Raw genomic sequence first — 24,742 nt, forward strand, 5'->3', positions numbered from 1 at the left:
TGTTCAATTTTATCACTAAATGCCGTGAAACAAAAGGTAAGTTGCTCCTCTTAAGCTTTTTTTTAGCAAATAATAGATTCTGTCATTTTTAGCCTGAAAGACAAATTTTTTTATTTGTTTATGGATCAATCTTTGCTTTGAATAACTGCAATCATACCATCTGAAAAAGAAAATTCTGCGGTATCTGAAAGAAATTCGTTACTTGCATAAGATGTCGGATATTCTACTTCTTTATTTTCCAATACATACTTGCTGCCTTTTAATGTAAGATTCGAGACGGGAGTCAAGCAGCAATAAGCTAAATACTTCATATCTGGTATCTGTCTTACTATATGCTCTCCAGGCAAATAATAAGACAAATAATTTTGACAATCTCTGATAATAAGCTGATGGGCAAAGGGTTTGAAGCGAGGTTCCATACCTAACCAGAGATTGGCTAAAAGATGATCCAATCTTCCGCCCGTAGCTCCAATCAAAGTGACTTCCGCTTGCGGGTAACGTTCAAATGTTTTTAAGATACCTAACTGTGTATCTGTATCGTCTTTTTCTGCAGGGGAACGGGTATACTCTTTGGCTTTTGCAAATACTTCCTTCTGCTCTTCGTTCGACAATGAATCAAAATCACCCACTGCCAGATCTACTGGGTAGCCTGCTTGAAGCAGGTACAGCGCACCACGGTCTATCCCGACATAGGCATCGTATTTGGACAGCAGAGACTGCGGCCAGTTTTGCGGATTACCTCCAGCAGCTAATAAAATTTTCATTTAGTCTAATGCCTCTTTTAATCGTTCGATTTGTCCGACTGGATTTTCGGCTCCATAGATATATGATCCTGCAACGAAGACATCCGCCCCTGCATCTTTACAGATTTTTGCTGTTTCTGGAACGATTCCGCCATCTACTTCGATTGCATAAGTCCAATTGTTCTCTCTACGTAGATCAGCGAGTTCCGTAATTTTTTCTACTGTTTCTTCAATAAAGCTTTGTCCGCCGAACCCAGGATTGACAGTCATGACTAGTACTTGATCAGCCAAAGGCAAAACATGTTTGATCATGGAGACTGGTGTTCCTGGATTGATAACTACTCCAGCTTTAACTCCTAAGCTTTTTGTCATTTGAAGTGCCCGATGAATATGAGGAGTTGCTTCGACGTGGACAGTAATGATATCTGCTCCAGCTTTTGCAAATGCTGGAATGTAGTTTTCTGGATCAACGATCATCAGATGGACGTCTAACGGTAATTTAGTAACAGGACGGATTGCCTGAACAATATTTGGCCCTAATGTGATATTTGGGACAAATTGGCCATCCATTACATCTACGTGGATGTAATCTGCGCCTCCTTTTTCCACTAACTCAATGTCTCTTTGTAAATTGGCAAAATCTGCACTCAAAATGGATGGTGCTATCTTCATTCTTGTTTCCTCCTATTTTCGTTTACCTTCTTTTTTTGCATACATTGGTTTTCTTTTTTCGATTTCTTGTAAGAATTGCAAATAATTGTCGTAACGTGTCTGTGCGATACCACCTGTTTCTACTCTATGTTTTACTTCGCAGCCAGGTTCTTTAGCATGCATGCACTCTCTAAATTTGCAATGGACAGAAGCTTCTACAAATTCAGGAAATTGTCTCGGCAGTTCTCCTGCTTCAATTGTCAAAAAGTCAATCGAGCTAAATCCTGGTGTATCTGCTACTAACCCGCCATAGATAGGAATCAGTTCCACATGACGTGTTGTATGCCGTCCTCTTCCAAGTGCATCAGAAATCTCTCCTGTTGCTAAATTCAGTTCCGGTGATATTTGATTCAGTAGCGTCGATTTTCCTGCTCCAGACTGACCCATAAAGACCGATAGCCGTTCTGGGAAGTAACGGATCAGTTCTGTCGTATCACCCGTATGATTGGGTACAATCACCGGATAGCCTATTTTAGTATAGGTTTGCTTGATCTCTTCGATTTTTTCTGGGTCGTCTGACAAGTCGGTCTTTGTCAAAAAAATAATCGGTTCGATCGACTCGTATTCCAAGGTAACTAGAAAGCGGTCAAGTAGATTATAAGAAAATGCAGGCTCTACGATACTTGTGACAATGATTCCAAGATCAACATTTGTGACTGGTGGGCGAACTAATTGATTTTTTCTCGGCAAGATTTCCAGAAGATAGCCGTCTGTTTGATTTTCACTCTCAAAGATCACCTGATCTCCGACAAGCGGCGTGATTTTCCGATTCCGGAAATTTCCTCTTCCTCTTGTTTGATAGGTCTCTCCGTTTGCGTATACATAGTAAAAACCGCTGATTGCTTTTCTGATTTGTCCTTTGATAAGTGCCACCTCCGTTTTTGTTTATTTTACCATACGAAGAGGAAAGTAGGTGTTATTCCATGCAAACTTCTCAAAGTATAAGGCTTGAAAATTGATCAAAAGAGATAGAAACACAAAAAAGAGAATGCAACAAATCAATGTCGCATTCCCTTCTGATATATTTTATTCAGCACTTATTTTGAACTTTCTGAGGTGCTAGCTGATGAACTTGTGGAGCTGGAAGATTCTTCTTTTGAAGAGTTGCTTGTGCTACTGGAGCTACTTGAGCTACTAGAACTGTCTGAAGAGTCTTTTTCAGAACTAGAAGACGCTGGATCTGGTCCTTTAGAGTAAATTACGTTCACAACCATTCCTTTGGTAATTGTCGTTCCTGCCCCTGGTACTGTACGAATCACTTTATCTTTATCCACCGTGTTTGAATATTCGGAAGTCTCATGCCCGATATATTCTGCACCGACACTAGCTAAATAACTTTGTGCTTCGCTTTTTGTATAGCCGGAGATATCATTCAATTTAGGCTCTGTTCCTTGGCTTACGACAAAATTGATGTAAGTTTCTTCTGCTACAACTTCACCCGAGGCTGGATCCTGACTGATGATCGAACCTGATGGTACAGTGTCGCTATAGTCATAAGTAGCACTAATATTATTGATATTGAATCCTTGTGTAACAAGCCAATTACGAACAGTTTCGTAGTTTTCTCCTACATGACTACTCAAAGTCACTGTTTCTGGTCCTTTGCTGACTGTGAAAGTAATCGTGTCTGTTTTAGGATCGACTTCTGTATCTTCTGATGGAGATTGCGAAATGATCATTCCGCTTTCTACCTCTGAACTGAATTCCTCTTCTTTTTGAATCAAGTCAGCAGAAAACCCTAATTCTTTCAAACTTGCTTCGGCATCTTCATAACTTTTACCACTGTAATCATCTAATTTGATTTTTTTCGTGCCGCTACTAATATACAGAGTGACTTCGCGTTTTTGCTTGACTGTCGTTCCCGCTGCCGGGTCTGTCTTCACTACATTACCTTCTTCGATTTTGTCATCTGCAATTTCTTCTGTTTTTGTTGCTACTTCTAATTTCGCTTTTGCGAGTGTTTCTCTAGCAGAAGCTTCAGAAAGATCAGAAACATCAGGAACAACAACTTCTCCTCGCCCGCCAGAAGCAAAGAATACAGCTGTTCCGATTCCTAAAACAGCAAGAATAGCTAATAGGATCAGCCACCATTTTTTCTGTCCTTTCTTTTTAGGATCAGGCAGAACTTCTTCCTCCTCTGGTAAGGTTTCGTTTTCTGGCTTGTCTTTTGGCAGAGGCATAGATTTGAATGTATCAGGCATTGGTGCATCTTCCGTAAGGGGTGTGATAACTTTTGTTTCATTATCCATCACATGAGGCTGCCATTTTTCTTCGTTTGCACGAGCTGGTGATAATACTGTAGAAAGATCATCAGACATTTCCTCGGCTGACTTATAACGGTCTGCAGGTTCTTTAGCCGTTGCCCGTAAAATCACGTTTTCCAGTGCTTGTGGCACATTTGGATCAAGTGCTTTTATAGATGGAAGATCATCTTGAAAATGTTTTAAAGCAATTGTTACAGCAGATTCACCATCAAACGGTACGCTACCCGTCAACATCTCATAAAGGATGATCCCTAAAGCATAAATATCTGACTGCTTCGTTGCCATACTTCCTCTGGCCTGCTCAGGGGACAGATAATGAACAGATCCTAGCATCGTATTCGTCTGCGTGATCGATGTTTCAGATAAAGCGATAGCAATCCCGAAATCCGTGATTTTTACAACACCTTCATTATCGATCAGTACGTTTTGGGGTTTCAAATCTCGGTGGATGATTTGATGGTTATGAGCTAAAGAAATAGCAGAAAGGATCTGCTGCATAATATTTACTGCTGTTTCATAAGGAACAGGATAATGTGTTTGGATATATCGTTTCAAGTCCATTCCTTTGACGTATTCCATCACCAGATACTGCATGTTGTCTTCTTCACCAACATCGTAAACACTAACAATGTTTGGATGAACGAGTTCTGTTGCTGCTAAAGCTTCTCTCTGAAATCGTCGAATCGCAGTCTGGTCATTTTGAAAGTCAAATCGTAAGACTTTAACTGCTACATCACGATCCAAGATTAAATCGTGCGCCAAAAATACATTTGCCATACCACCGCTACCGATATTTCCAGTGATTTGATAACGGCCATTTAATTTTTTTCCCAACTCGATCATACACTGTCCTCCTTATATTCGATAAGAAGAACGGTGATATTATCCGCTCCGCCTGCTTCATTGGCACGATCAATCAGCTCAGTTACTTTATGAGACAATGGGCCTTCTTGATTGATGATCGTTCCTATTTCTTCTTCAGACAGCATGTTCGTCAAGCCATCTGAACATAACAGCAGTCGATCTTTTAGTTGCCAAAGATGAGTAGAAACATCTACTTCGACTGTTCCAGGCATGCCGACAGAACGTGTTAAAATATTTTTCCTTGGATGGTTCACTGCCATTTCTTCGCTGATTTCTCCTGATTTGACTAGTTCATTGACTAAAGAATGATCCTCCGTCAATTGCATGATTTTATCTTCACGAATCAAATAAGCTCTGCTATCCCCAACATTGGCAATCGTGAACCAGTCATCTGACAGAGCGGCCGCTACGATTGTTGTTCCCATACCGTTATATTCCGGCTGTTCTTGTCCACGCTGATAAATCAGCATATTTTCTTCTTGAATCGATTGAATGAACCATTGGGCGATTTTTTCATCGTCAACAGCTTCTTGTTTTTCCCAAGCTTCGCCTAGATTCGTTACCGCCATCTGACTGGCAATGTCTCCGGCACGATGACCACCCATCCCGTCTGCTAATACAGCAAGCTTGAGACCTGAACGGCTGGTAAATACACTGGCATAGTCTTGATTTGTGTTACGTCGTCTTCCTACATCTGATTGATATTCAATCTGCATTTTTTCACCTCATTACTTTTTGCGCAAACAACAAATGAAAAATCCATCTGTGTAAAACTGATGCGGATACAAAGTCAACATTTTCTCTTCGATTGATGATTGTAGCATAGGATTGGTCAAAACATCAATCCTCTCAAAATCAGGGTGTCTTTCCAAGAAAGCAGAAACAACGTCTTGGTTTTCTTCTTTTAAGATCGTACAAGTGCTATAAGTCAGAATACCGGAAGACTTTAAAGCTGGTGCGCAGCTTTCTAAAATTTCCAATTGGATTTTTGGTAAATTCGCTAATTCATCCGGCTGTTTTTTATAACGAATATCTGGTTTTCGCCGAAGCAGCCCAAGACCTGAACAAGGCGCGTCTACTAAAATCCGATCAAACTGCTCTGCTTCGAACTGTTTACTGACTTCTCTAGCATCCATCTTTTGAGCGTAGACAGCAGAAGAGACACCTAGACGTGCTGCATTATCTTCAATGAGTTTGACTTTGTGTTCGTGTACATCTAAAGCGACCACTTCTCCACCGCATGACGGATCTAAAAAAGAAGCAATATGCGTCGTCTTACCTCCGGGTGCTGCACAGGCATCTAAGACATGATGTTCAGGCTCGATTTGCATAGACGGCGCTACAAGCATCGAACTTTCATCTTGGATCGTCATGACGCCATCGTGGAACAATGAGCTAGAAGCTAAATGCCCTTTTTTCGCTACTATACCGTATGGACTGACTTGGCTTTTTTCAGCTGTGATCTCTTCTTCTTGCAAAACAGTGATGGCCTGATCTCTGGAAAGTCGGCGTGTATCTACTCGGGCACTAGCATGGCTAGGCTGATATAGCGATAAACCGAGCTTTTCAGTTTCTTTATAACCGATTTGATCCACCAGTCGTTTCGTCATCCATAGAGGCAGGCTGATTTTGACAGAAAGTCTTTCGATAGGATCAGCAATGCCTTGCAGATCTGGTGCTCCTTGACGCTGATAATTCCTCAAGACACCATTTACAAATTTCCCTGTCCCAGGATTTCCTTTTACTTTTGCGATTTCGACCGCCTCGTTTAAAATAGCATGTGCAGGGACTTTATCTAAAAATTCTAATTGGTATACAGAAAGATAAAGAAGCGTCTTGACCCAGTCATCCACTTTTTTTGCTTTAGCGATCAATGGTGCAACGTAAAATTCCAATAGTCGCTGATGGCTAATCGTACCGTAGATCAATTCTGTAAATAAACCCACATCTTTTTGATTTAGCTCGCTTTGTTTGATCATCTCATTCAACAAAAGATTCGAGTAGGCGCCACCCTTGTTCACTCGCTCTAATGTCAGTAATGCCATATATCGTACTGATTTTTTCATTTTTTTAGGGATTTTTTTCATTATTTCACCTGCTGACCAATCTGAACTTGCTGACCGCTTCCGTTAAGGAAATCATGTACGGCCTGTTTTCCTTTACCAGCTGGCTGTAATTCATTGATGGCTAAGACGGTCTGTTTACCGCAAGCAATCCATAGATTTTTTTTGTCTTTCCGGATGATCGTACCAGGTGCTTTGTCTGTAGTTTCTTCCAATACTTCAACCGATAATAATTTCCAGCGTATGCCCTCATAGGTCGTGAATGCAATTGGCCAAGGACGCATTCCGCGTACTTGGTTGTCAATTTCTTCTGCAGTTTTATGCCAATCGATTGCTTCTTGTTCTCGTGTGATGTTTGGCGAAAAAGTTGCTTCTGACTCGTCTTGAGGTACTGGTTTTTGTCCATCCAAAATATTGGGCAATGTTTCTAGCAATAGCTTTCTTCCTAAAAGGCTAAGCTTTTCAAACATCGTCCCTACATCATCTTGTTTAGTGATTGGTATGCTTTCTTGCGCATAGATTCCGCCTGCATCCATTTTTTTGATCATTTCCATGATCGTTACACCAGTTTCTTTCTCCCCATTCATGATGGCATAATGAACAGGCGCACCTCCCCGATATTTAGGAAGTAAAGAAGCATGGACATTGATTGCCCCTAATTTTGGTACTTGCAATAACTTTTCAGGCAAGAATTGGCCAAATGCCGCAGTGACGATCACATCAGGCGCCAATTCAATGATTTCTTCCATTTCTGGCGAACCGGAGATTTTCTCTGGCTGCAGCACACGGATACCGTGCTTCAGAGCCGCTTCTTTTACCGGTGTCGGCGTAATTACTCGTTTCCGCCCAACTGGACGGTCGGGCTGTGTTACCACTGCCTGGATCTCGTAACCTGATTCTATCAGCCCTTCAAGAATCGGCACAGAAAAAGCAGGTGTGCCCATAAATACTAGCTTAGTCATCAAGATGTTCCTCCATATATTCTTCAAGTTCTTCTTCCGGGATCTGCTGTATCATTTTCTCAATGAACAAGATACCGTCTAAGTGATCGATTTCATGCTGGAAGGCACGGGCTAAATAGCCAAATGCCGTCACTTCTATCTCTTCTCCGTCTCGATCATAATAACGCACGGTCACTTCATCTGCTCGCTTGACCGTTCCATAGACATGCGGAATACTGAGACAACCTTCTACGTCAAGGCTTTCACCTTTTGCTTCGATGATTTCTGGGTTAATCAGTTCAAATTTCTCGCCTTCATCTACTTCGATCACAGCAATTCTCTTGTTTTGTCCTACTTGAGGAGCAGCGATCCCTATTCCGTCATTTGCAATCATTGTCTCATATAAATTGTCTAATAAAGCGATTGTCTCGTCCGTGATTACATCGATTGGCTGAGCAGTTCTTTTTAATTTATCATTAGGGTGGATCAATATAGGATAGCGCATAATTTGGCCCTTTCTTAAATAAAGTTTAATGGTTCGTTGTCAATTGCCACAAAAAGACCTTGTCGCTGTTCTTTCTGGCTTCCATTCAAAATTTCATCCAAAACATGAGGAAGATTCGGTTCATGTTTATATTTGATGATTAGTTGATAATAATAACGGTTTTTCACTCTCAAAATCATGCTGGGCGTTGGCCCTAATAGCAAGCTTTGAGGGCTTAACACTTCTTTTAGCTGATTGGCAATCTGAAAGATTTTCTTTGCCGCCACTTGTTCTTCAGGATGGCTGGCGGTTATTTTCACAGTAAAGTAATAAGGAGGATAGCCTCCACGATGCCGTACATGCATTTCCTGCTGATAAAACTGCTCATAATTTTGTTTTTTAGCCAATTCTATGGCGTAATGTTGAGGATTGAATGTTTGGATCACGACTTCGCCTGCTTTTTCCGCTCGCCCTGCTCGTCCTGAAACTTGGGTAAGCAATTGGAATGTATGCTCACTAGAACGAAAATCCGGTAAATTCAGGGAGGTATCAGCATTCAACACCCCAACTAATGTCACTTCTGGAAAGTCCAAACCTTTAGCAATCATTTGTGTCCCTAATAATATATCTGCTTCTTTTGCACCGAATTTTTGTAAAATCTGTTCGTGTGCCCCTTTTCTTCGAGTGGTATCTACATCCATACGCAAAATCCTAGCTTGCGGATAAAGTTCTCGGAGTTCCTCTTCTACTTTTTGAGTACCTGTTCCATAGTAGCGGATTTTATTGCCGTCACAATTAGGACAGCGATTGGGAATAGGTTCTTCATGTCCGCAATAATGGCAGCGCATTGAACGTGTATCCATATGCAGTGTAAGAGAGATATCGCAATTAGGACATGGAAGAACAAATCCACAGTCCCTACACATCACAAAAGACGAATATCCTCGACGATTGAGCAGTAGGACAGTTTGTTCTTTTTTGTCTAATCGATTTTGTATTTTTTCCTGCAAATTAGCAGAAAAAGTAGAGGTCCGATGATTCTGAAACTCTTCACGCATATCTACGATCTCAATAGCTGGAAGCTGTGCAGCTGCTTTGGCTCGGTGGTTTAACTGCAATAACTGATAAACGCCTTTTTGAGCTCGTGCTCTTGATTCTAAAGAGGGCGTCGCGCTTCCTAGAACTATTGGGCAATGATGATATTTACTGCGCCAAATTGCTAGATCTCTCGCATGATAACGCGGTGTCTCATCTTGTTTGTAACTTGATTCATGTTCTTCATCGATAATGATCAGCCCGATATTTTTCAGCGGGGCAAAAATAGCAGATCGTGCGCCTACTACTACTTGCGCTTCTTCCCGCTCAATCTTGCGCCATTCATCATATTTTTCACCTTGGGAAAGTCCGCTATGTAAGACCGCAACTGATTCTCCGAAGCGTCCTTTGAATCGCTCGACCATTTGCGGAGTCAATGCGATTTCAGGCACTAACATGATCGCCGTTTTATTTTCTGACAAAACATCAGCGATTGCCTGAAGATATACTTCTGTTTTCCCGCTGCCGGTGATTCCCTCCAGCAAAAAGACCTGATCTTTTTGCTGCTGACCTGCTGTGATGATTTGTTCGACAGCATTTTTTTGTTCTGCATTCAGTTCCAATGCCGTCGTTTGGTCAAATACTCGGTCTTTATAAGGGTCGCGATAACGTTCTGATTCTATAAACTTCAGCCAGCCCTTTTCTTTTCCTTGATTCAAGACAGCAGTACTGATTCCTTTATTTTTGAAATAAGCAATTGGTTCTTCTTGGCTCAGTTCAGATAAACACAAAAGAAGTTCTTTTTGTTTCTTGGCATTTTGCCGTAATTTTGCCCATTCTTCTTCGATTTGCTTTTCAGTTAACAAAGAACGGACCAAACGAATCGTTTTTACTTTATTTCGTGTATGGACTTCATATTTGATATCTACTAATTGCTCTTGGCGCCAGCGAATCAATTGAGAAAGGCTGCCTTCTTCTTCTGCTTCCTTCCAGGAAATCACTTCCCGCTGATCAAACAATACCTGAACTTCTGGTGTGTCTGCCAAAGGATAGATCAATTTATCATATTCTGCTTTCATCACACTCGGAAGCATCGTTTGTAGACAAGTGATTTTGAATGCGTAAGTAATTTTTTTCATATAATCAGCTAATGAAAGCAATTCTTCATTGACCACCGGAGCAAGGTCTAGCAAACGAATAACTGCCTTCAAAGATGGATTAGCTGATTCTTCTGATTTTTGGATAGCCATAACAAATCCTTGGACATGACGATTGCCATTACCAAAAGGGACTTCTACTCGCATCCCGACTTGCAAAGCTGTTTCCATTTCAGAGGGAACCAAATAAGTGAATGGCTGATCGGTCTGCATAGTAGGTACGTCCACAATGACTTCAGCTGTTAATGTCATGGTTCGTTTCCTCCTTTTTTTGTCTTTTCTTATCAAGCGACAAAAAGTTCCTTGCCTATTTTACTAGAGATCGATGGATTTGTCTTATTTTCTGCCAAATCCTAACAAAAAATTAACAGCAGATAAGAAAAAAAAGAACTGTGTCAAAAAGTTCAGACACAGCCTTTTCTACCAGACAATAAGTGGCGAATGTTTGAAAAGGAAACAGCTGGGTTTGCTTTTCTTTTTAGATGTTCGCTCTATTTTTCTTTATTACATTTTTTGCTCTTCACGGATACGTGATTCCAATTCGTGTTGTTCACGCTCTTTTTGTGCTTGACGTTCCTCTTCTTCCATCTTCAAACGTTCACGTTTTAATTCAGGATGTGGATCATTGACTACATTTCCTGCATCGATTTCTTCTAAAGCTTGACCGACGCTTTTTACTGAATCAAAAGAATCTAGAGTAGGCTGTGCACTTGCATCCAATTCATGCGCGCGTTTACTTGCTAAAATCACTAGAGAATATTTTGAATTTACACGATCTAATAGTGAGTCAATTGAAGGTTTTAACATCATAAGACTACATCTCCTTTAACATTTTAATATATTTACCGATTACGCGATCTACTCGAAAATGTTCACTGGCAATAATGTTTTTGATTCGTTCAACTGCTAACGGCACTTCATCATTTACAACAGCATAGTCGTAAAGAGCCATCATTTCGATTTCTTCTTTTGCAACTTTCATTCGTTCTTCGATTACTTCATCTGCATCTGTTCCTCGGCCTACGATCCGTGATTTTAATTCCGCTAAATCTGGCGGAGTCAAAAAGATGAATACACCATCGGGCACTTTTTCTTTGACTTGTTTTGCTCCTTGGACTTCAATCTCCAAGAAAACATCTTTTCCTTCATCCAATGTCTTGTTGACATATGACAAAGGAGTTCCATAATAATTCCCGACATATTCTGCGTATTCCAGCATCTCTCCAGCTTCGATCATTGATTCAAACTCTTCTTTGCTTCGGAAGAAATAATCAACGCCTTCGACCTCCCCTTCACGCATTTTACGGGTAGTCATTGAGATCGAATACTGAAAATCATTATCCTCACTCTCAAAAATTGCTTTTCGTACTGTGCCTTTTCCTACACCGGATGGACCAGACAACACGATTAATAATCCACGCTCTGACATGACGACGTCCTTTCAACTAGTCTTTTTGTACTTATCGTTTATTTTGCACTTTTTTTCTGCAACTTTCAAGGTTATCTTTAATTATAGCTAGAAATTGGTAAAAAAGCTACCCTGTACCAAGAGGTCGTAAAAAAGCTGTTCTGCATCAAGTAATAAGAACAGCCAAACATAAACAGTTTCTCATGTTTTTCGTTTGGTTGGGCTTATTACCGCAGATGCAAGCTTTTGAACGCCGTGTATGAGAGGTCGTGAAGAAGCCGATTAGTTTCGAGTATGAAGAAAAATTTTGTGAAAATGATTTCTCACATTTTTGCATAAATTTGGCTTAATACCGAGAAAATGGTTTTTGAACATCACTTATTCAAAATAAAAAAAGATTGTGACACGAATTTTGTCACAACCTTTAAATGTATTCCTAGAGCAAAGAAGCTAAGCGAAGAAATCCAATTCTGATTATTTATTGTATTTCTTTGTTCAGCATCCTTGCTAAAAGCCCATATTGGACAAAGTATTCACTACACCCATGATCTCATCTTTTCGAGAACGTGCTTTTTCTGTCGGATCTTCTACCTCTTCTGTGTCGATTCGAACAATAAATTTCCGATTCATCGTCACGTAAGCACCGTCGTTGATCAAAATAAACAGTTCGTTCTCATTATAGTCTGCACAGGCATCTTTCCATACGTCAAAGCCGTTTTTTTCAGAAGGGATATCCCGTTTTACAACAGTTTTTCCACTTAATTCGTGGAACGTTACGTCATAGTATTTCATTATCTCTACCTCTTTCGTCATTCAATATTTTGTACTTGTTCTCTGATTTTTTCTAAGATCGTCTTAGACTGGACGACTTGATTTTTAATTTCGATTGCATTTGATTTGGAACCGATCGTGTTAATTTCCCGATTCATTTCTTGGATCAGGAAATCTAATTCCCGACCTACAGGACATTGTGCTTCGATAAGTTCATCTAGTTTTTGTACATGGATCGCCAGACGATCCAGTTCCTCGTGAATATCTCCGCGTTCCAACAAGATGGCTAGCTCCGTCAACAACCGTTGCTCATCGACTTTCGCTCCAAGAAATTCCTCCAGCTTTTTTTGATACCTTATTTGAAATTCCTTTTCATAGATTTCTACAAAACTATCGAGTTTTTTTAGTACTTCTTTGAATTCTTCAGTATTCTTTTTCAACACTAAAGCTAAAGCTTGACCTTCTTTTTCTCGACTCGCCTCAATAGAATCAAGTGCGCTTTTCAATGTATCTAGAGCTAACTGTGCCAATTCTTCCATGCTCTCTTCCGGTTTTTCTTCTACCGTTACGAAGTTTTCGTCCAGCGCGAAGCGTTCCGCCATCCGACTAATTGACACTTGATTTTGACTACCGTATCGTTGTTGAATTCCGTCTGTCAATTGAGTGATAAGTGAATCAATCAATTCCCAGTTGATGACGATCTGTTTTTCGTTTTTGCCAATATAAGCTAGATTCACAAATACTTCGATTCGACCGCGGCTTAACTGCTGTTTAATAAGCTGACGAAAATCGTTTTCAATAAAGTTCAGGATTTTAGGACTTCGTATTTGAACATCTAGAAAACGCTGGTTGACACTTTTTATTTCAATATCTAACTGATACGCTTTTGTTTCGCGGATGGCTTTGCCAAAACCAGTCATACTTTTCATTCGACAGGGTCCTTCCTCATTACATATTTTCTATTGCTTTTTGCAGTTGTTCAAACTCTTCGTTCGTCAATGTCAGGCCTTTCCCCATTTTTTCATGGTCTGGCGCCCAATCTCGAAGATCGAATTTTGGCGGGCGACCATTCCAGCTGACTAGGTTCAGTTCTTTACGCCACCCCTTGTTGTTTTCTGACAATATAGCGATTTCTTCTACGATTTCATATGAAAATTCTTGTGCCATGGTTGTTCCTCCTTGAGATAATATAAATATAGGATCAGTAATGTGTCAACTGGTTGCTTAAGCAATTCATACTGCAAACGATCCTTGCGTTTTCCTTGTAGCAGAAAATCAAAATAAACAGTTTTCGTGCGCTCATTTTGTATTTTTTGCTGGTATTTTCGATACCTTCGCCATTCTTCAGTACTTAATTGACCAATTTGTGCCAATAAATCATCCGGCATACTTTTTATATCTTGTTGGCAGATCATTTGAATCATCATGTCTACTTGATAGATTTCATTGGGCAGTAAAAAATGTTTTTTTGCTAAAAGTTCTAGCATCGCCAATCCGCATGTCTCTGGTACGACCCTGTTCTTATATAAATTACGCAGTTTTTGCCAAAATTTTATGCTTTTGAAAAAAGATAATTCTAACTGAATTTCTTTTGTTAAGTAAGACAAAAATCCTCGCCAGTATGTTCTTGCAGGTTTAACAGAATGAAATGTATACCAATTCCCATAGTAACAGCCTAATCGTTTTTTCATTTCCAGATAGCCTAATTGTAAATTTAATTGGTTCCTTTGGCTATCAAAAAGCAGAAAGCTGCCTAGTGTCCACAATGTTTGACATTTCCAATGGATAAAAATGTCTGGCATACGAATTTTTTTCGCTGGGCCTGGCCCTTGCACATCTACGACAAATGCCTCTGTTGCTCCTTTGTTAATCGCAATATCAATAGGTATTTTGTTGCGATACCCACCGTCTGCATATTTATTTTTTCCGATCTTTCGATAAGCCATAGCGGGATAAAATGAAGCAGAGGCGAGTATCCAATCTGGTATTTCTTCTGTTTTTGTCTGTTGGATATCAGTCACTACTTCCGCTAGTTCTGGCAGTTTAGTAGACACCGTATATAAACGTATTTTGGGATTATGTTTGAGTAAGGACAAATCCAAATTGTCTTTGACCATCTTTTCCAATGGAGCAGAAGAAACCCCGCCTTCAATTAGTGCTGTTTTCGTCATTTGGCGTCTTTCTCGATAGAAGCGTTCACGAAGGTCTTCAACCGCAGCCATTTCTGGTAACGCAAGCACTTGTCTTGTCGACAGCTTTTTCCATAAATTCACAGCTTTTTTCATATCTCCTTGTAAAATCAATGCGCCGTTCAACGCACCTACCGATGTACCTGTGATAATCTCAAAGTTGATATCATGTTCCTTCAGCGCCTGCCACACACCAATCTGATAAGCACCGTGCGCTCCTCCTCCACCTAAAACAAGTGCTGTATGATAGACCAGCTTTTTATTTAATTGTGTGGTTCCTTGATAGCCGTTTTTATGAAAAATACGCAACCATTCTTCTGATAGAGGAAATTGAAATAAAAAACAACAGTTTTCTTTAATAAAAAAACGAGCGCAAGCTTCCATATACCGAAAAAAATTTTTCCATTCAAAAGTTTCACCTTCAATCAACAGATTATTAAAAATAACATTTCCTCTACTTTTAGCAATAGTAAAATAGACGGTATATTTTTTCGATACTGCTTTAAAAGCACATTGCTTTTTTGCAGAACGCCAAAAAGCGTCTCTACTTTCTTGATGACTTTGAAAAAATGGAAGGGGTTGTTTTGCTTGCTGGATAGGCGAATACAGCGACATTTTCTGTGAAAAGTAAACTTTTTTTATCTCCATCGCTCTCTCCTTTTTCTTCAAGTATACCAGTACGTCATAAAAAGGTCATGAGTCTCGTATTCGACTTTGTAGATTCCATAAGAAAACAATTCATAAAACCTCCTTTAAATAAAAAAAATACAAAAATCACAAAAATTAATTGAAAATGAGAGTGTTCTCAATGAAAACGTGATTTTGTAATGGAATTTTAAAATAAAAGAAACAAGCTTTTTTAATGCAAATGTTGTAAAATAAAAGAGATTAAGAGGAAATAAGAGGAGGAACATGATGACTGAGTCAGTTTATGTACATATTGATACCACAAGTAATGCTGTTTTAACAAAAGGGCTGACTGCTACTGACTTTGCAAACAGTATCGTGCATTTTCCTCAAAACTTGCTCTTGCTTGATCCATCTGCTTCTGCTGGAGAATATGAATCCCATACAGGGCTGAAAGTAATCCGTGGTACAGAAAATATTCAGCGTTTCTTTTCCTCTTCTCGTAACAGGCGTGGATTCGATGAATTGAAGTGGATCGACTTTACTGATTTAACGATGCTGAAAGAATTGACACCTTTAGAAATTTCAGAATTATTATATTTTGGTCATATGAAAACACATCTTCATTCGCCGTTTTTTTATAAACTACAGAATAATTTTGTATACTTCGATCTTAATGATCAGCTGAATCGGATTTATTATCGCTATTTAGATGAATTTTATAGGATTTTTGCTAGTAAATTAAGTTCGATCTTGTCAGATAAGATCAATGTAAAAAAATCTTTTTTCAAAAAAGAAACACCTGTTGAAAAAATCAGTGTGGAATTATTGAAAGAAATGCGTAATTTGATGCAGGAAGGGATCATTTTTTCTTTTGATCAAGTTGGTTTGATCGATGGTGAATATCGTATCCCAATCTATGTGATTGAAGATTATATTTGGAAATTAAAAGGCACCCGGTATCGAGAAGAGGAAATCATCGCTACTTTAATCTACTCTGTCACCGATCGACACTGGCAATTGGTAGAAGATGCCGATCTTTCTTATCTGCCATTGAAGTAGATCTATTTCTTATCAAAAAATAAAAAGGAAACAAGAAACTAGGACATGATTCTGTCTCAAGTTTCTTGCTTCTTTTTTATTTACAGCTCCTGTCGTTTATCTGGCACAAAAATCGAAGGAATCGTTTGTTGGATCCCTAATAAAACGATGATCGTTACAATAGCTGTACTCAACCCGCTGGCACCATTCATTACGAAAGAAAAGAGCCAAGGATTCATCCCCCATAGTGCATACGCTCCCCAGAAAACCACTCCTGCAATAAAATGCCAAAAATATCTGGAAAGTGCGCCAATCAATGCACCAAACACGATGTTTTTTCTAATTTGTTTCGTATTATCGTCTACATAGCCTTTTTGGACATTTGAAGCCATGAGCCCTGCTGCGCCTGCAAAAGTATAGGCAATCGGGTACTCAATCAACACTTGAACGACACTTAAATAATAAACTTGTCCCAACGGAAAATGTAGGATGCCCCAAATGAAACCTGCCAGCATCCCTGCCTTTGTCCCTCTTCTTAACGCAAAAAGAGTCAATGGAATCTGCCCTAATGAAATAGAAAAACTGCTGCCGATCTGGATCGGAATCAACGACAACACCATCGCTAACGCTGCAACAATCGTTCCTTCTACCCAAACTCTATTTTTTCCCATAAAAAAACTTCCTCCTTTGAATAAAAAAGTCACAAAGGAGGAAGCAGCTTTCGAAAATAGTCAAACAGCTGTTTATTCACAATTCCTACGCTCGCATAACCGATACAGGTACGAAGGGTTTAGAAATAGATTCAATCTCAGCCCAATTGGACTCCCCTTTGTGAGTTTATTTATTATTTATTTTTTGTTTCAAACAATGGACTAACTGGTTTGTTTTCATGGATACGTTTGATTGCATCTCCCATTAGTCCGCCAACACTTACTTCATCGATTTTGTCGATTTTACGATCTTCTGGAAGATAGATCGAGTCTGTAACAACTAGACGCTCGATAGCTGAATCTTCTATTCTTTGTAAAGCAGGGCCGGATAATACTGGATGTGTACATGAAGCATACACACTAGTTGCACCAGCTTCTTTCAAAGCATTGGCAGCCAATGTGATCGTACCTGCTGTATCGATCATATCATCGATCAGTACACAAGTTTTGCCTTTGACTTGTCCAATGATATTCATTACTTCTGCAACATTTGCTTTTGGACGGCGTTTGTCTATGATCGCAATCGGAGATTTCAAAAATTCCGCTAATTTACGTGCCCGTGTGACACCACCATGGTCTGGTGAAACAACGACAACATCATCGCCTTTGATTCCTTTTTCTAAGAAATAATTGGCAATAAGTGGCGCACCCATCAAATGATCGACTGGAATATCAAAGAAACCTTGGATTTGGACTGCATGAAGGTCCAAAGTCAGCATTCTTGTTGCACCAGCTTTTTGAATCATGTTTGCTACTAATTTCGCTGTGATTGGTTCCCGTGCACGTGCTTTACGGTCTTGACGCGCATAGCCATAATAAGGCATGACTACGTTGATTGTTTTTGCACTTGCTCGTTTCAGTGCGTCAATCATGATCAGCAACTCCATCAAGTTATCATTGACTGGGCTGCTCGTTGATTGAATAACATAGACATGCGATCCACGAATACTTTCTTCAATGTTTACTTGAATTTCTCCATCACTAAATTGAGTAACAGATGATTTTCCTAACTCGACGCCGACTGCTGCTGCAATTTTCTCTGCTAATGGGCGATTGGAATTTAACGCAAAAATTTTTAATCTTGGGTCAAAGTAATGTTTTGACATGGGGACCTCCACTTTCTTTTTCACAACTCTAGAATTCTACCTAATAAATAGTAGTCATATTTTTTAAATAAATCAAGTGATTTTGCAAAAGTCTTAGTTTAGATAAGGGAGTTTTTTTGCATATCCTTCTTTATTGACTTGTCTTGCTCTCGCAATTGCCAGCGCATATTCTGGAATATTGTCTGTAATTGTTGACCCGGCAGCAATCGAACTGTTTTTAGCTACCTCGACAGGTCCGATGATATTCGTGCTAGAACCAATAAAGCTGTGGTCGCCGACAGTCGTATGATGTTTGTTCTTTCCATCATAGTTGACGAAGACAACACCACATCCGACATTGATTTCTTCTCCCAGCGTAGCATCACCAACATAAGTCAAGTGACCGACTTTAGTTCCTTTGCCGATTTGAGCATTTTTCACTTCCACAAAGTTTCCGATATGGACGTTTTCGCCAATTTCAGCTTTTGGTCGTAAATGTGCATAAGGTCCCACATCTGCATGTTTCTTGACATGGCTGCTTTCAATGACTGAGTTTTCAATGACGACGTGATCCTCAATCCTACTGTCTACGATTTTTGAATGTGCCCCGATGACACAATCAGAACCGATGACTGTATTTCCTTGGATTTGTACACCTGCTTCGATCAATGTGTCTGGACCGATTTCTACGCCTGCATCGATGTATGTCGTTGCTGAATCGACAAAGCTTACGCCATTGACCATATGCATCTGGTTAATTCGCTTTCTCATGATCTCATTTGCTTTAGCTAACGCGATCCGATCATTGACTCCCATTGATTCTTCAAAATCATCCGTTTGATAAGCAGCAACTGTATTGCCTTCTTCTTTTAAGATTTCGATGATATCTGTTAGATAGTATTCACCTTGAGCATTGTTTGTTCCAACTTTGCTTAACGCATCGAACAAAGCTTCGTTGTCAAAACAGTAAGTTCCTGTATTGATTTCTTGTACAAGAGCTTCTTCTGGTGTTGCATCTTTTTGTTCCACGATTTTTTCTACGATCCCAATATGGTCACGGATGATTCGTCCATATCCTGTTGGGTTTTCTGCTTGTGCCGTCAAGATCGTTGCACTTGCATTTTTTCCTTGGTGATATTCAAAAAGATTGTTCAGCGTTTCAGTAGTCAATAATGGTGTATCGCCACTGATAACTAACGTTGTTCCTTTTTTTCCTTCCAAGAAAGAAGCAGCTTGCAAAACAGCATGTCCTGTTCCCAATTGTTCTGCTTGTAACGCATATTTACTGCGTTCTCCTAGTTGTGCTTTAACTTGTTCTGCTCCGTGTCCAACGATCGTAATCACTTCATCTGGTTTCGTTTCACTGACCCGATTAATGATATGTTCTACCATAGGTTTACCAGAAACGGGATGTAAAACTTTATATAATTTTGACTTCATGCGGGTACCTTTCCCTGCCGCCAAAATAATTGCATAACGTGCGTCCAACTGCGTCACTCCTAAATATAGTTTGCTGATTTCAGTTTATCCCAGTATACCCATTTTTTCAACAAAACAAGTGATTTTCTTTTATCCCAGCGTTTTCTGGATAAAAAAATAGATAGACCATAACGGGCCTATCTATTTGGTAACCGGTGCTCTCCTGCCAACTCCTCGGTCACAAGTCACACTACTCATAAAACATGAAAAGCTGTTTTTTGAAATCGTTTCTTGTGACTTAGAGTTAAACGGTAGGCTTACAACCTCTTCATTAAACGGTTTTCAATCAGCTGACCTTCGGTATTAGCTCAATAAACGGCAAAATATGAGGAGCAATTTTTCCGTTTATTGAGCTAATACTCAGGACAGGACGCTGATTTCACAACCTCTAGATAAACGGTGTTCAAAAGCCAGTTTCTCGGTATTAAGCCAAATTTATGAAAAAATGTGGAAAGCCATTTTCACAAAATTTTTCTTACTACTCGAAACTAAGCGGCTTTTTCACAACCTCTTATTCTGAAAAATAATTTCCCGGCACAACCGTAATATTTTTCGTTTGAGTATCTACATCTTTGACATAAAGCAGTGACGTATAATCATCGATGGCGCGATGACCGTTGAATTTTGATTCGGCAAATACAGTGATGCCAACAAGTTCTGATTCGAATTCTTCAATCAAGCTCTTCATTCCGTTGACTGTTCCGCCGCCTTTCATGAAATCATCCACTACAAGGACACGTGAACCACGTTTCAAACTTCTCTTAGACAGTTCCATCTTTTCAATTCTTTCAGAAGATCCAGACACATAGTTGACACTTACTGTTGATCCTTCTGTTATTTTTGAGTCCCGGCGTACAATAACGAATGGCGCATTCAGATAATAGGACACAGCTTGGGCAATAGGTACGCCTTTTGTGGCTACAGTCATTACAGCATCGATTTTTTCACCAAGGTATTTAGAAGCAATGATTCTTCCAACTTGACGCAGCAGTTCAGGTTCTCCTAACAAATCAGAGAGATAAACATATCCTCCTGGAAGCAGACGGTCTTGTTCTGATAGACGTTCTGCTAGAGATTCAATATATTTTTTCGCCTCTTCATATGAAATTTCAGGGATGAACAATACACCACCTGCAGCACCTGGGATTGTTTCCAAGGTTCCATACCCTCGTTCTTTAAATGTTTTCTTGATGATTCCCAAATCTTCACTGATAGAAGATTTAGCAGATTCATAACGTTCGGCAAAGCTTGTTAAGGAAATCAATTCATGCGGGTGATTCAATAAATACTGTGTCATGTCAACTAGACGTTCACTGCGACGTACTTTCACCTATTCCAACTCCTTTTAAGAAATTTTATCGTTTTACATTATATAAGTTTTTCTTCAAAAATTCGAGCATTTTATGAAAAAATAAGAAAATAGTTCGGTATTTATTAAAATAAAAAGAAGCCTATAAAAAATTTTTCGTTTTTATAAGGCTTCTTTTCTTTATAATTTAGTTATTTTTTCTTCTGAAGGCAACCAATATTCGTTTGATGATATTTACAATCAGGAACAAAGCAATAAAGACTAATGTGATTGTTGCTCCTGGAGGTGTATCTAGATAAAACGAGCTAGTTAGTCCTGACAGCATCCCTAGAAATCCTACACAAACACTGATAGCAATCACGACATTGAAGCTTTTGCCTAATCGCATACCGATTGCTGCGGGAAGAACCATGATTGCGGATATCAAAAGTGCACCGGCAATCGGGATCATCACAGCAATAGCCACACCAGTAATCACATTGAACATCATCGACATCAAATGAACGGGTAGCCCATCCACGTGGGCGGTATCTTCATCAAAAGTCAGAACATACATCGGCCGTTTGAATAAAAAGAACAATATACCGATGGCAACGAATAAGATTCCTAAAAAGATGACTTGCTCCCATGTAATGGTCACGATCGAACCAAACAGATAGGATTGGATACTTGTTGCTGAATTCCCTCCGCTCAAATTCATCAATACTAACGCTAGCGCCAAACCACCAGCCATTAAAATGGCAATGGAGATTTCTGAATAGGTTCGGTAGATCGTTCGCAGATACTCCAATATCACAGCTGCTAATACAACGACTAGCATGGTCGTAAGTGTAGGATTAAGGTTCAAAAAGAATCCTAACGCTACCCCTGCTAAAGAGACATGAGAAAGCGTATCAGCCATCAGCGATTGTCTTCTGATCACTAAAAACACACCTAGCATCGGGGCGATTCCGGCAATGAAGATAGCGGCAAGAAACGCTCTTCTCATGAATTCATATGAAAGCAACGCCATTGAGAATCCTCCTTTCTCACCAGTCGGATCTGTCTGTCCGCATACTGTTTGATATCTTCATGATCATGGGTGATCATTAGAACTGATTTCCCATGGACATGCGCACTATGTCGGAGAAGACGATAAAATTCATTTCTGGATTCTTCATCCATACCTGTTGTTGGTTCATCAAGAACAAATAAGTCAGGGTCAGTAGCAAAAATACGCGCTAAACTGATTCGCTGCTTTTGTCCGCCAGACAATTCACCTATTCGCCGGTTTCGCATATCCCACATCCCTACAGCTTCTAAAGCACGCTGTACATGTTGATGATCTTTTTCAGAGAGACGCTTGAACCAGCGGCCTCTTGGATATCTTCCTGAACGGACTAATTCGATCACCGTACTAGGAAAACCTGCATTGAAAGATGCAACTTGTTGGGGAATATAGCCGATACTTAATTTTTTTCCTTCTTGATTTTTCTCAGCAATCTTTATCATTCCTTTTGAAGGTTTCAGTAATCCTAACGATGCTTTCACCAAGGTTGACTTGGCTGCTCCATTTTCTCCAGTTAAAATGACAAATTCACCCGCATCTACATGATAAGAGACATCTTCTAGTACAGGTTCATCATCATAGTAAAAGGTCAAATCAGATATTTCGATATAACGCACCTTACAACCTCCATTCTAAAACTTAATTGATACTTTCTTTTAAAGCTTCCAAATTTTTTTCCATGACAGAAATATAATTTTCGCCTGCTTTGATTTGTTCATTAGTCAAGCTTTCTAAAGGATTCAACACTTCTAGCTTCACTCCTGTTTCATTCGACAATGTCTCAGCTACCTTCGAAGAGGCATTTTCTTCAAAATAAATCACTTTGATGTTGTTTTTCTTCACAAATTCTTTTAGTTCAGCTAAGCGGCTTGGTGTGGGTTCCTGATCTGGTGAAACGCCCGAAATCGCTACTTGTTTTAAGTCGTATTGATTCGCTAAATAAGCAAAAGCAGCATGCTGAGTGACAAATGTGCGGTTTGTTGTATCTTTTAGCTCATCGGAGTATTTTTGATCCAGTGCTTCAAGCTTTTTGATATAAGCATCGGCATTCTTCGTAAAAGTTTCCTTTTTATCTGGATATTTTTCGCCTAATTCTTCAGCAATCGTTCTGACTTCTTTTATAGCTAATACCGGATCGAGCCAAACATGTGGATCGTATTCATGTGAATGATCATGCCCTTCTTCTGATTCTTCATGTTCGTCTGCTTCTTGCGATTCTAAACGGTCGATTCCTTTAGCTGCTTCGATCATCAAGGTCTGTTTGCTATCCACTGAGTCCTTTAACGAATCCACAAAAAATTCCATGTCTGAACTATTATACACGAAAACATCTGCATCGGAAATTTCTGCTCTTTCTTTTGCACTTGGTTCGAAATCATGCGGCTCCGTTCCAGCAGGGATCAAAAGTTTCACGTTTCCTTCATCCCCTACGATCTCTTTTGTAAAATCATACATCGGATAAAAAGTCGTAACGATCGTCAAATCCTCTTTTTTGTCTGCTTCCTTGTTCGTATTTCCACATGCTGCAAACAGTAAAGCACCTATCATTACCGTAGCTGTCAAAAGATATTTTTTCATTTATATGCTCCTTTCAATGAACAAATCGGAATTTTACGATTTATTAACGTGAACTAATGTATCAAAATAAAAAAACACAGTCAATAGAAATCCATCAATTTCTGATTTAAGCATGTATATTCTTGATTAAATCGTAAAATGGATGAGTTGCTGCTCATATCTAGCCAATTCACTACAATAAAAAACTGAAGAATACCATTTTAGGATTCCTCAGTTTTTCATCACCTATTTTACTTCTTATATTTTATTGCAGGGTTCGTACTAAATAAACTTCCTCACAAAAACCTTTTAACCCATTATATACTCTCTGCGCTCTTGAATAATGTTGACACAAGGCAAAAACGGTTGGTCCGCTTCCACTCATCAATGCGGCATCTGCTCCGTACTTGATCATACGCTCTTTGATTTGATGGATGACTGGATGCCGCTTTCCCGTTATATCTTCTAAACTGTTTCCCATTTTTTTGATCATCTGCTGATAATCTTGCTCTCGGATGGCTTCAGCAAGTCCGTGGATGTCTTGATGTTGGATGGCTTGCGTATCTACTTCTCTAAACACTGTACGTGTAGAGACACTCATTCTTGGTTTGACCAACACAACCCAGCACTGTGGCATAGAAGGTAATACTTGGATTTCTTCCCCTTTGCCACCGACAAATGCCGTACTTCCGTAGACACAGTAAGGAACATCTGTACCGACTTCCAAACCGATTTCTGCCAGTTCTTCTAACGAACAGCCCAGATTCCATAATTGGTTGATCCCTCTTAGAGCAGCTGCACAGTCTGTACTTCCTCCGCCTAATCCAGCTGCTACTGGAATATTCTTCTTAACAAAGATCTTGACACCGGTTTTGATATTGTATTTATTTTTTAGCAATAAAGCAGCTTGATAAACATTGTTCCGTTCATCTACCGGTAAAAATGCTTTATTTGTTTCTACAATGATTTTGTCTTCTGTTATTTCTTCAAAAAATAGATGATCTGCCAAGTCTACGCTCGACATCACCATTTCCAACTCATGATACCCATCTTGCCGTCTATATAATACATCCAGTCCTAAATTTATCTTGGCTGGCGCTTTTTCAATCAATTCCATCCTCTCACCCATTCGAAAAGTCTAAGTCGCAAGTATTCTATCATAGGGAAAAATAAAAGTATAGCTTATGTCTGCCTAGTGGTTGATTTTGTCATCGTTTCAACAGCTTTCACAGAATTTTCTCTTCATAATCCAAACA

At 39.5% G+C, this 24,742-nt stretch carries 24 protein-coding genes and 1 riboswitch; of the genes, 1 reads left to right on the forward strand and 23 read right to left on the reverse strand.

All coding sequences use genetic code 11. The annotated features are described in order from the left end of the window. Positions 1–125: 125 nt before the first annotated feature. The 15 genes from DIZ30_RS07810 to DIZ30_RS07885 form a co-directional block, all read right to left on the reverse strand. Positions 126–764 carry a thiamine diphosphokinase gene (locus DIZ30_RS07810; protein ID WP_002287382.1) on the reverse strand — a complete coding sequence of 213 codons (639 nt, stop codon included), beginning with the start codon at positions 762–764 and terminating at the stop codon, positions 126–128. Next, on the reverse strand, positions 765–1,415 hold the full coding sequence (gene rpe / locus DIZ30_RS07815) for a ribulose-phosphate 3-epimerase (RefSeq protein ID WP_002287380.1): 651 nt from the start codon (positions 1,413–1,415) through the stop codon (positions 765–767). Between the two features lie 12 nt (positions 1,416–1,427). Further along, positions 1,428–2,327: a ribosome small subunit-dependent GTPase A gene (gene rsgA, locus DIZ30_RS07820; RefSeq protein WP_002287379.1), complete on the reverse strand. Its 900-nt coding sequence runs from the start codon at positions 2,325–2,327 to the stop codon at positions 1,428–1,430. 164 nt (positions 2,328–2,491) lie between these two features. Next, positions 2,492–4,561: a Stk1 family PASTA domain-containing Ser/Thr kinase gene (gene pknB, locus DIZ30_RS07825; RefSeq protein ID WP_002298187.1), complete on the reverse strand. Its 2,070-nt coding sequence runs from the start codon at positions 4,559–4,561 to the stop codon at positions 2,492–2,494. Continuing rightward, a complete protein-coding gene (locus DIZ30_RS07830) occupies positions 4,558–5,298 on the reverse strand; it encodes a Stp1/IreP family PP2C-type Ser/Thr phosphatase (RefSeq protein WP_002287376.1) in 741 nt (246 codons plus the stop codon). The genes pknB and DIZ30_RS07830 overlap by 4 nt, the downstream gene beginning before the upstream one ends. A gap of 12 nt (positions 5,299–5,310) precedes the next feature. Beyond that, positions 5,311–6,669: a 16S rRNA (cytosine(967)-C(5))-methyltransferase RsmB gene (rsmB, locus tag DIZ30_RS07835; RefSeq protein WP_109023171.1), complete on the reverse strand. Its 1,359-nt coding sequence runs from the start codon at positions 6,667–6,669 to the stop codon at positions 5,311–5,313. Further along, positions 6,669–7,607, reverse strand: a complete 939-nt coding sequence (gene fmt, locus DIZ30_RS07840) for a methionyl-tRNA formyltransferase (RefSeq protein ID WP_002298189.1) — start codon at positions 7,605–7,607, stop codon at positions 6,669–6,671. The genes rsmB and fmt overlap by 1 nt, the downstream gene beginning before the upstream one ends. After that, a complete protein-coding gene (gene def, locus DIZ30_RS07845) occupies positions 7,600–8,091 on the reverse strand; it encodes a peptide deformylase (protein ID WP_002287369.1) in 492 nt (163 codons plus the stop codon). Before def ends, fmt begins: the two co-directional genes overlap by 8 nt. A 14-nt stretch (positions 8,092–8,105) precedes the next feature. Then, positions 8,106–10,514 carry a primosomal protein N' gene (gene priA / locus DIZ30_RS07850; RefSeq protein WP_061573454.1) on the reverse strand — a complete coding sequence of 803 codons (2,409 nt, stop codon included), beginning with the start codon at positions 10,512–10,514 and terminating at the stop codon, positions 8,106–8,108. Positions 10,515–10,766: 252 nt separating this feature from the next. Then, positions 10,767–11,072, reverse strand: coding sequence for a DNA-directed RNA polymerase subunit omega (gene rpoZ / locus DIZ30_RS07855; RefSeq protein ID WP_002287365.1), 306 nt, complete (start codon positions 11,070–11,072; stop codon positions 10,767–10,769). A gap of 4 nt (positions 11,073–11,076) precedes the next feature. Then, a complete protein-coding gene (gmk, locus tag DIZ30_RS07860; RefSeq protein ID WP_002287358.1) occupies positions 11,077–11,691 on the reverse strand; it encodes a guanylate kinase in 615 nt (204 codons plus the stop codon). Between the two features lie 486 nt (positions 11,692–12,177). After that, on the reverse strand, positions 12,178–12,462 hold the full coding sequence (locus DIZ30_RS07870; RefSeq protein ID WP_002287356.1) for a hypothetical protein: 285 nt from the start codon (positions 12,460–12,462) through the stop codon (positions 12,178–12,180). A 17-nt stretch (positions 12,463–12,479) separates the two neighbouring features. Continuing rightward, a complete protein-coding gene (locus DIZ30_RS07875) occupies positions 12,480–13,370 on the reverse strand; it encodes a YicC/YloC family endoribonuclease (protein WP_002298192.1) in 891 nt (296 codons plus the stop codon). A 19-nt stretch (positions 13,371–13,389) separates the two neighbouring features. After that, on the reverse strand, positions 13,390–13,608 hold the full coding sequence (locus DIZ30_RS07880; RefSeq protein WP_002287352.1) for a YdbC family protein: 219 nt from the start codon (positions 13,606–13,608) through the stop codon (positions 13,390–13,392). Beyond that, positions 13,578–15,278, reverse strand: a complete 1,701-nt coding sequence (locus DIZ30_RS07885) for a patatin-like phospholipase family protein (RefSeq protein ID WP_002298194.1) — start codon at positions 15,276–15,278, stop codon at positions 13,578–13,580. The genes DIZ30_RS07880 and DIZ30_RS07885 overlap by 31 nt, the downstream gene beginning before the upstream one ends. Before the next feature lie 267 nt (positions 15,279–15,545). On the opposite strand from DIZ30_RS07885, the gene DIZ30_RS07890 reads away from it, so the two are divergent. Next, positions 15,546–16,319, forward strand: coding sequence for a hypothetical protein (locus tag DIZ30_RS07890; RefSeq protein WP_002298196.1), 774 nt, complete (start codon positions 15,546–15,548; stop codon positions 16,317–16,319). An 80-nt stretch (positions 16,320–16,399) separates the two neighbouring features. Here DIZ30_RS07890 and thiT read toward each other — a convergent pair whose 3' ends face one another. From thiT to ispE, 8 genes are all read right to left on the reverse strand, one after another. Then, a complete protein-coding gene (gene thiT, locus DIZ30_RS07895; RefSeq protein ID WP_002298198.1) occupies positions 16,400–16,969 on the reverse strand; it encodes an energy-coupled thiamine transporter ThiT in 570 nt (189 codons plus the stop codon). Between the two features lie 65 nt (positions 16,970–17,034). After that, positions 17,035–17,137: riboswitch (TPP riboswitch) on the reverse strand. A gap of 5 nt (positions 17,138–17,142) precedes the next feature. After that, positions 17,143–18,114 (reverse strand): ribose-phosphate diphosphokinase, encoded by a 972-nt coding sequence (locus DIZ30_RS07900; RefSeq protein WP_002287347.1) that lies wholly within the window; start codon positions 18,112–18,114, stop codon positions 17,143–17,145. A 93-nt stretch (positions 18,115–18,207) separates the two neighbouring features. Then, complete coding sequence (gene glmU / locus DIZ30_RS07905; RefSeq protein WP_002298200.1) at positions 18,208–19,581, reverse strand: bifunctional UDP-N-acetylglucosamine diphosphorylase/glucosamine-1-phosphate N-acetyltransferase GlmU; 1,374 nt, start codon at positions 19,579–19,581, stop codon at positions 18,208–18,210. A gap of 502 nt (positions 19,582–20,083) precedes the next feature. Further along, positions 20,084–20,902 (reverse strand): pur operon repressor, encoded by an 819-nt coding sequence (gene purR / locus DIZ30_RS07910; RefSeq protein ID WP_002287345.1) that lies wholly within the window; start codon positions 20,900–20,902, stop codon positions 20,084–20,086. Between the two features lie 166 nt (positions 20,903–21,068). Then, positions 21,069–21,893 carry a metal ABC transporter permease gene (locus DIZ30_RS07915; RefSeq protein WP_002287344.1) on the reverse strand — a complete coding sequence of 275 codons (825 nt, stop codon included), beginning with the start codon at positions 21,891–21,893 and terminating at the stop codon, positions 21,069–21,071. After that, on the reverse strand, positions 21,866–22,546 hold the full coding sequence (locus DIZ30_RS07920; RefSeq protein ID WP_002287343.1) for a metal ABC transporter ATP-binding protein: 681 nt from the start codon (positions 22,544–22,546) through the stop codon (positions 21,866–21,868). Before DIZ30_RS07920 ends, DIZ30_RS07915 begins: the two co-directional genes overlap by 28 nt. A 22-nt stretch (positions 22,547–22,568) precedes the next feature. Next, the gene (locus tag DIZ30_RS07925) at positions 22,569–23,507 is read right to left on the reverse strand and encodes a metal ABC transporter substrate-binding protein (protein ID WP_002298203.1); all 939 of its coding nucleotides are present in this window, start codon (positions 23,505–23,507) and stop codon (positions 22,569–22,571) included. A 244-nt stretch (positions 23,508–23,751) separates the two neighbouring features. After that, positions 23,752–24,603 carry a 4-(cytidine 5'-diphospho)-2-C-methyl-D-erythritol kinase gene (gene ispE / locus DIZ30_RS07930; RefSeq protein ID WP_002296028.1) on the reverse strand — a complete coding sequence of 284 codons (852 nt, stop codon included), beginning with the start codon at positions 24,601–24,603 and terminating at the stop codon, positions 23,752–23,754. Between the last annotated feature and the right edge of the window lie 139 nt (positions 24,604–24,742).

The organism is Enterococcus sp. H57, from assembly GCF_003112495.1.
GTDB classification, from domain to species: Bacteria; Bacillota; Bacilli; order Lactobacillales; family Enterococcaceae; genus Enterococcus_B; species Enterococcus_B faecium.

Bases quoted from the DNA above. Each gene is read 5' to 3' on its own strand.
- DIZ30_RS07810 (WP_002287382.1), bottom strand. From the start codon at position 764: ATGAAAATTTTATTAGCTGCTGGAGGTAATCCGCAAAACTGGCCGCAG.
- rpe (WP_002287380.1), bottom strand. From the start codon at position 1,415: ATGAAGATAGCACCATCCATTTTGAGTGCAGATTTTGCCAATTTACAA.
- pknB (WP_002298187.1), bottom strand. From the start codon at position 4,561: ATGATCGAGTTGGGAAAAAAATTAAATGGCCGTTATCAAATCACTGGA.
- DIZ30_RS07830 (WP_002287376.1), bottom strand. From the start codon at position 5,298: ATGCAGATTGAATATCAATCAGATGTAGGAAGACGACGTAACACAAAT.
- rsmB (WP_109023171.1), bottom strand. From the start codon at position 6,669: ATGAAAAAAATCCCTAAAAAAATGAAAAAATCAGTACGATATATGGCA.
- fmt (WP_002298189.1), bottom strand. From the start codon at position 7,607: ATGACTAAGCTAGTATTTATGGGCACACCTGCTTTTTCTGTGCCGATT.
- def (WP_002287369.1), bottom strand. From the start codon at position 8,091: ATGCGCTATCCTATATTGATCCACCCTAATGATAAATTAAAAAGAACT.
- priA (WP_061573454.1), bottom strand. From the start codon at position 10,514: ATGACATTAACAGCTGAAGTCATTGTGGACGTACCTACTATGCAGACC.
- rpoZ (WP_002287365.1), bottom strand. From the start codon at position 11,072: ATGATGTTAAAACCTTCAATTGACTCACTATTAGATCGTGTAAATTCA.
- gmk (WP_002287358.1), bottom strand. From the start codon at position 11,691: ATGTCAGAGCGTGGATTATTAATCGTGTTGTCTGGTCCATCCGGTGTA.
- DIZ30_RS07870 (WP_002287356.1), bottom strand. From the start codon at position 12,462: ATGAAATACTATGACGTAACGTTCCACGAATTAAGTGGAAAAACTGTT.
- DIZ30_RS07875 (WP_002298192.1), bottom strand. From the start codon at position 13,370: ATGAAAAGTATGACTGGTTTTGGCAAAGCCATCCGCGAAACAAAAGCG.
- DIZ30_RS07880 (WP_002287352.1), bottom strand. From the start codon at position 13,608: ATGGCACAAGAATTTTCATATGAAATCGTAGAAGAAATCGCTATATTG.
- DIZ30_RS07885 (WP_002298194.1), bottom strand. From the start codon at position 15,278: ATGGAGATAAAAAAAGTTTACTTTTCACAGAAAATGTCGCTGTATTCG.
- DIZ30_RS07890 (WP_002298196.1), top strand. From the start codon at position 15,546: ATGACTGAGTCAGTTTATGTACATATTGATACCACAAGTAATGCTGTT.
- thiT (WP_002298198.1), bottom strand. From the start codon at position 16,969: ATGGGAAAAAATAGAGTTTGGGTAGAAGGAACGATTGTTGCAGCGTTA.
- DIZ30_RS07900 (WP_002287347.1), bottom strand. From the start codon at position 18,114: ATGTCAAAACATTACTTTGACCCAAGATTAAAAATTTTTGCGTTAAAT.
- DIZ30_RS07915 (WP_002287344.1), bottom strand. From the start codon at position 21,893: ATGGCGTTGCTTTCATATGAATTCATGAGAAGAGCGTTTCTTGCCGCT.
- DIZ30_RS07925 (WP_002298203.1), bottom strand. From the start codon at position 23,507: ATGAAAAAATATCTTTTGACAGCTACGGTAATGATAGGTGCTTTACTG.
- ispE (WP_002296028.1), bottom strand. From the start codon at position 24,603: ATGGAATTGATTGAAAAAGCGCCAGCCAAGATAAATTTAGGACTGGAT.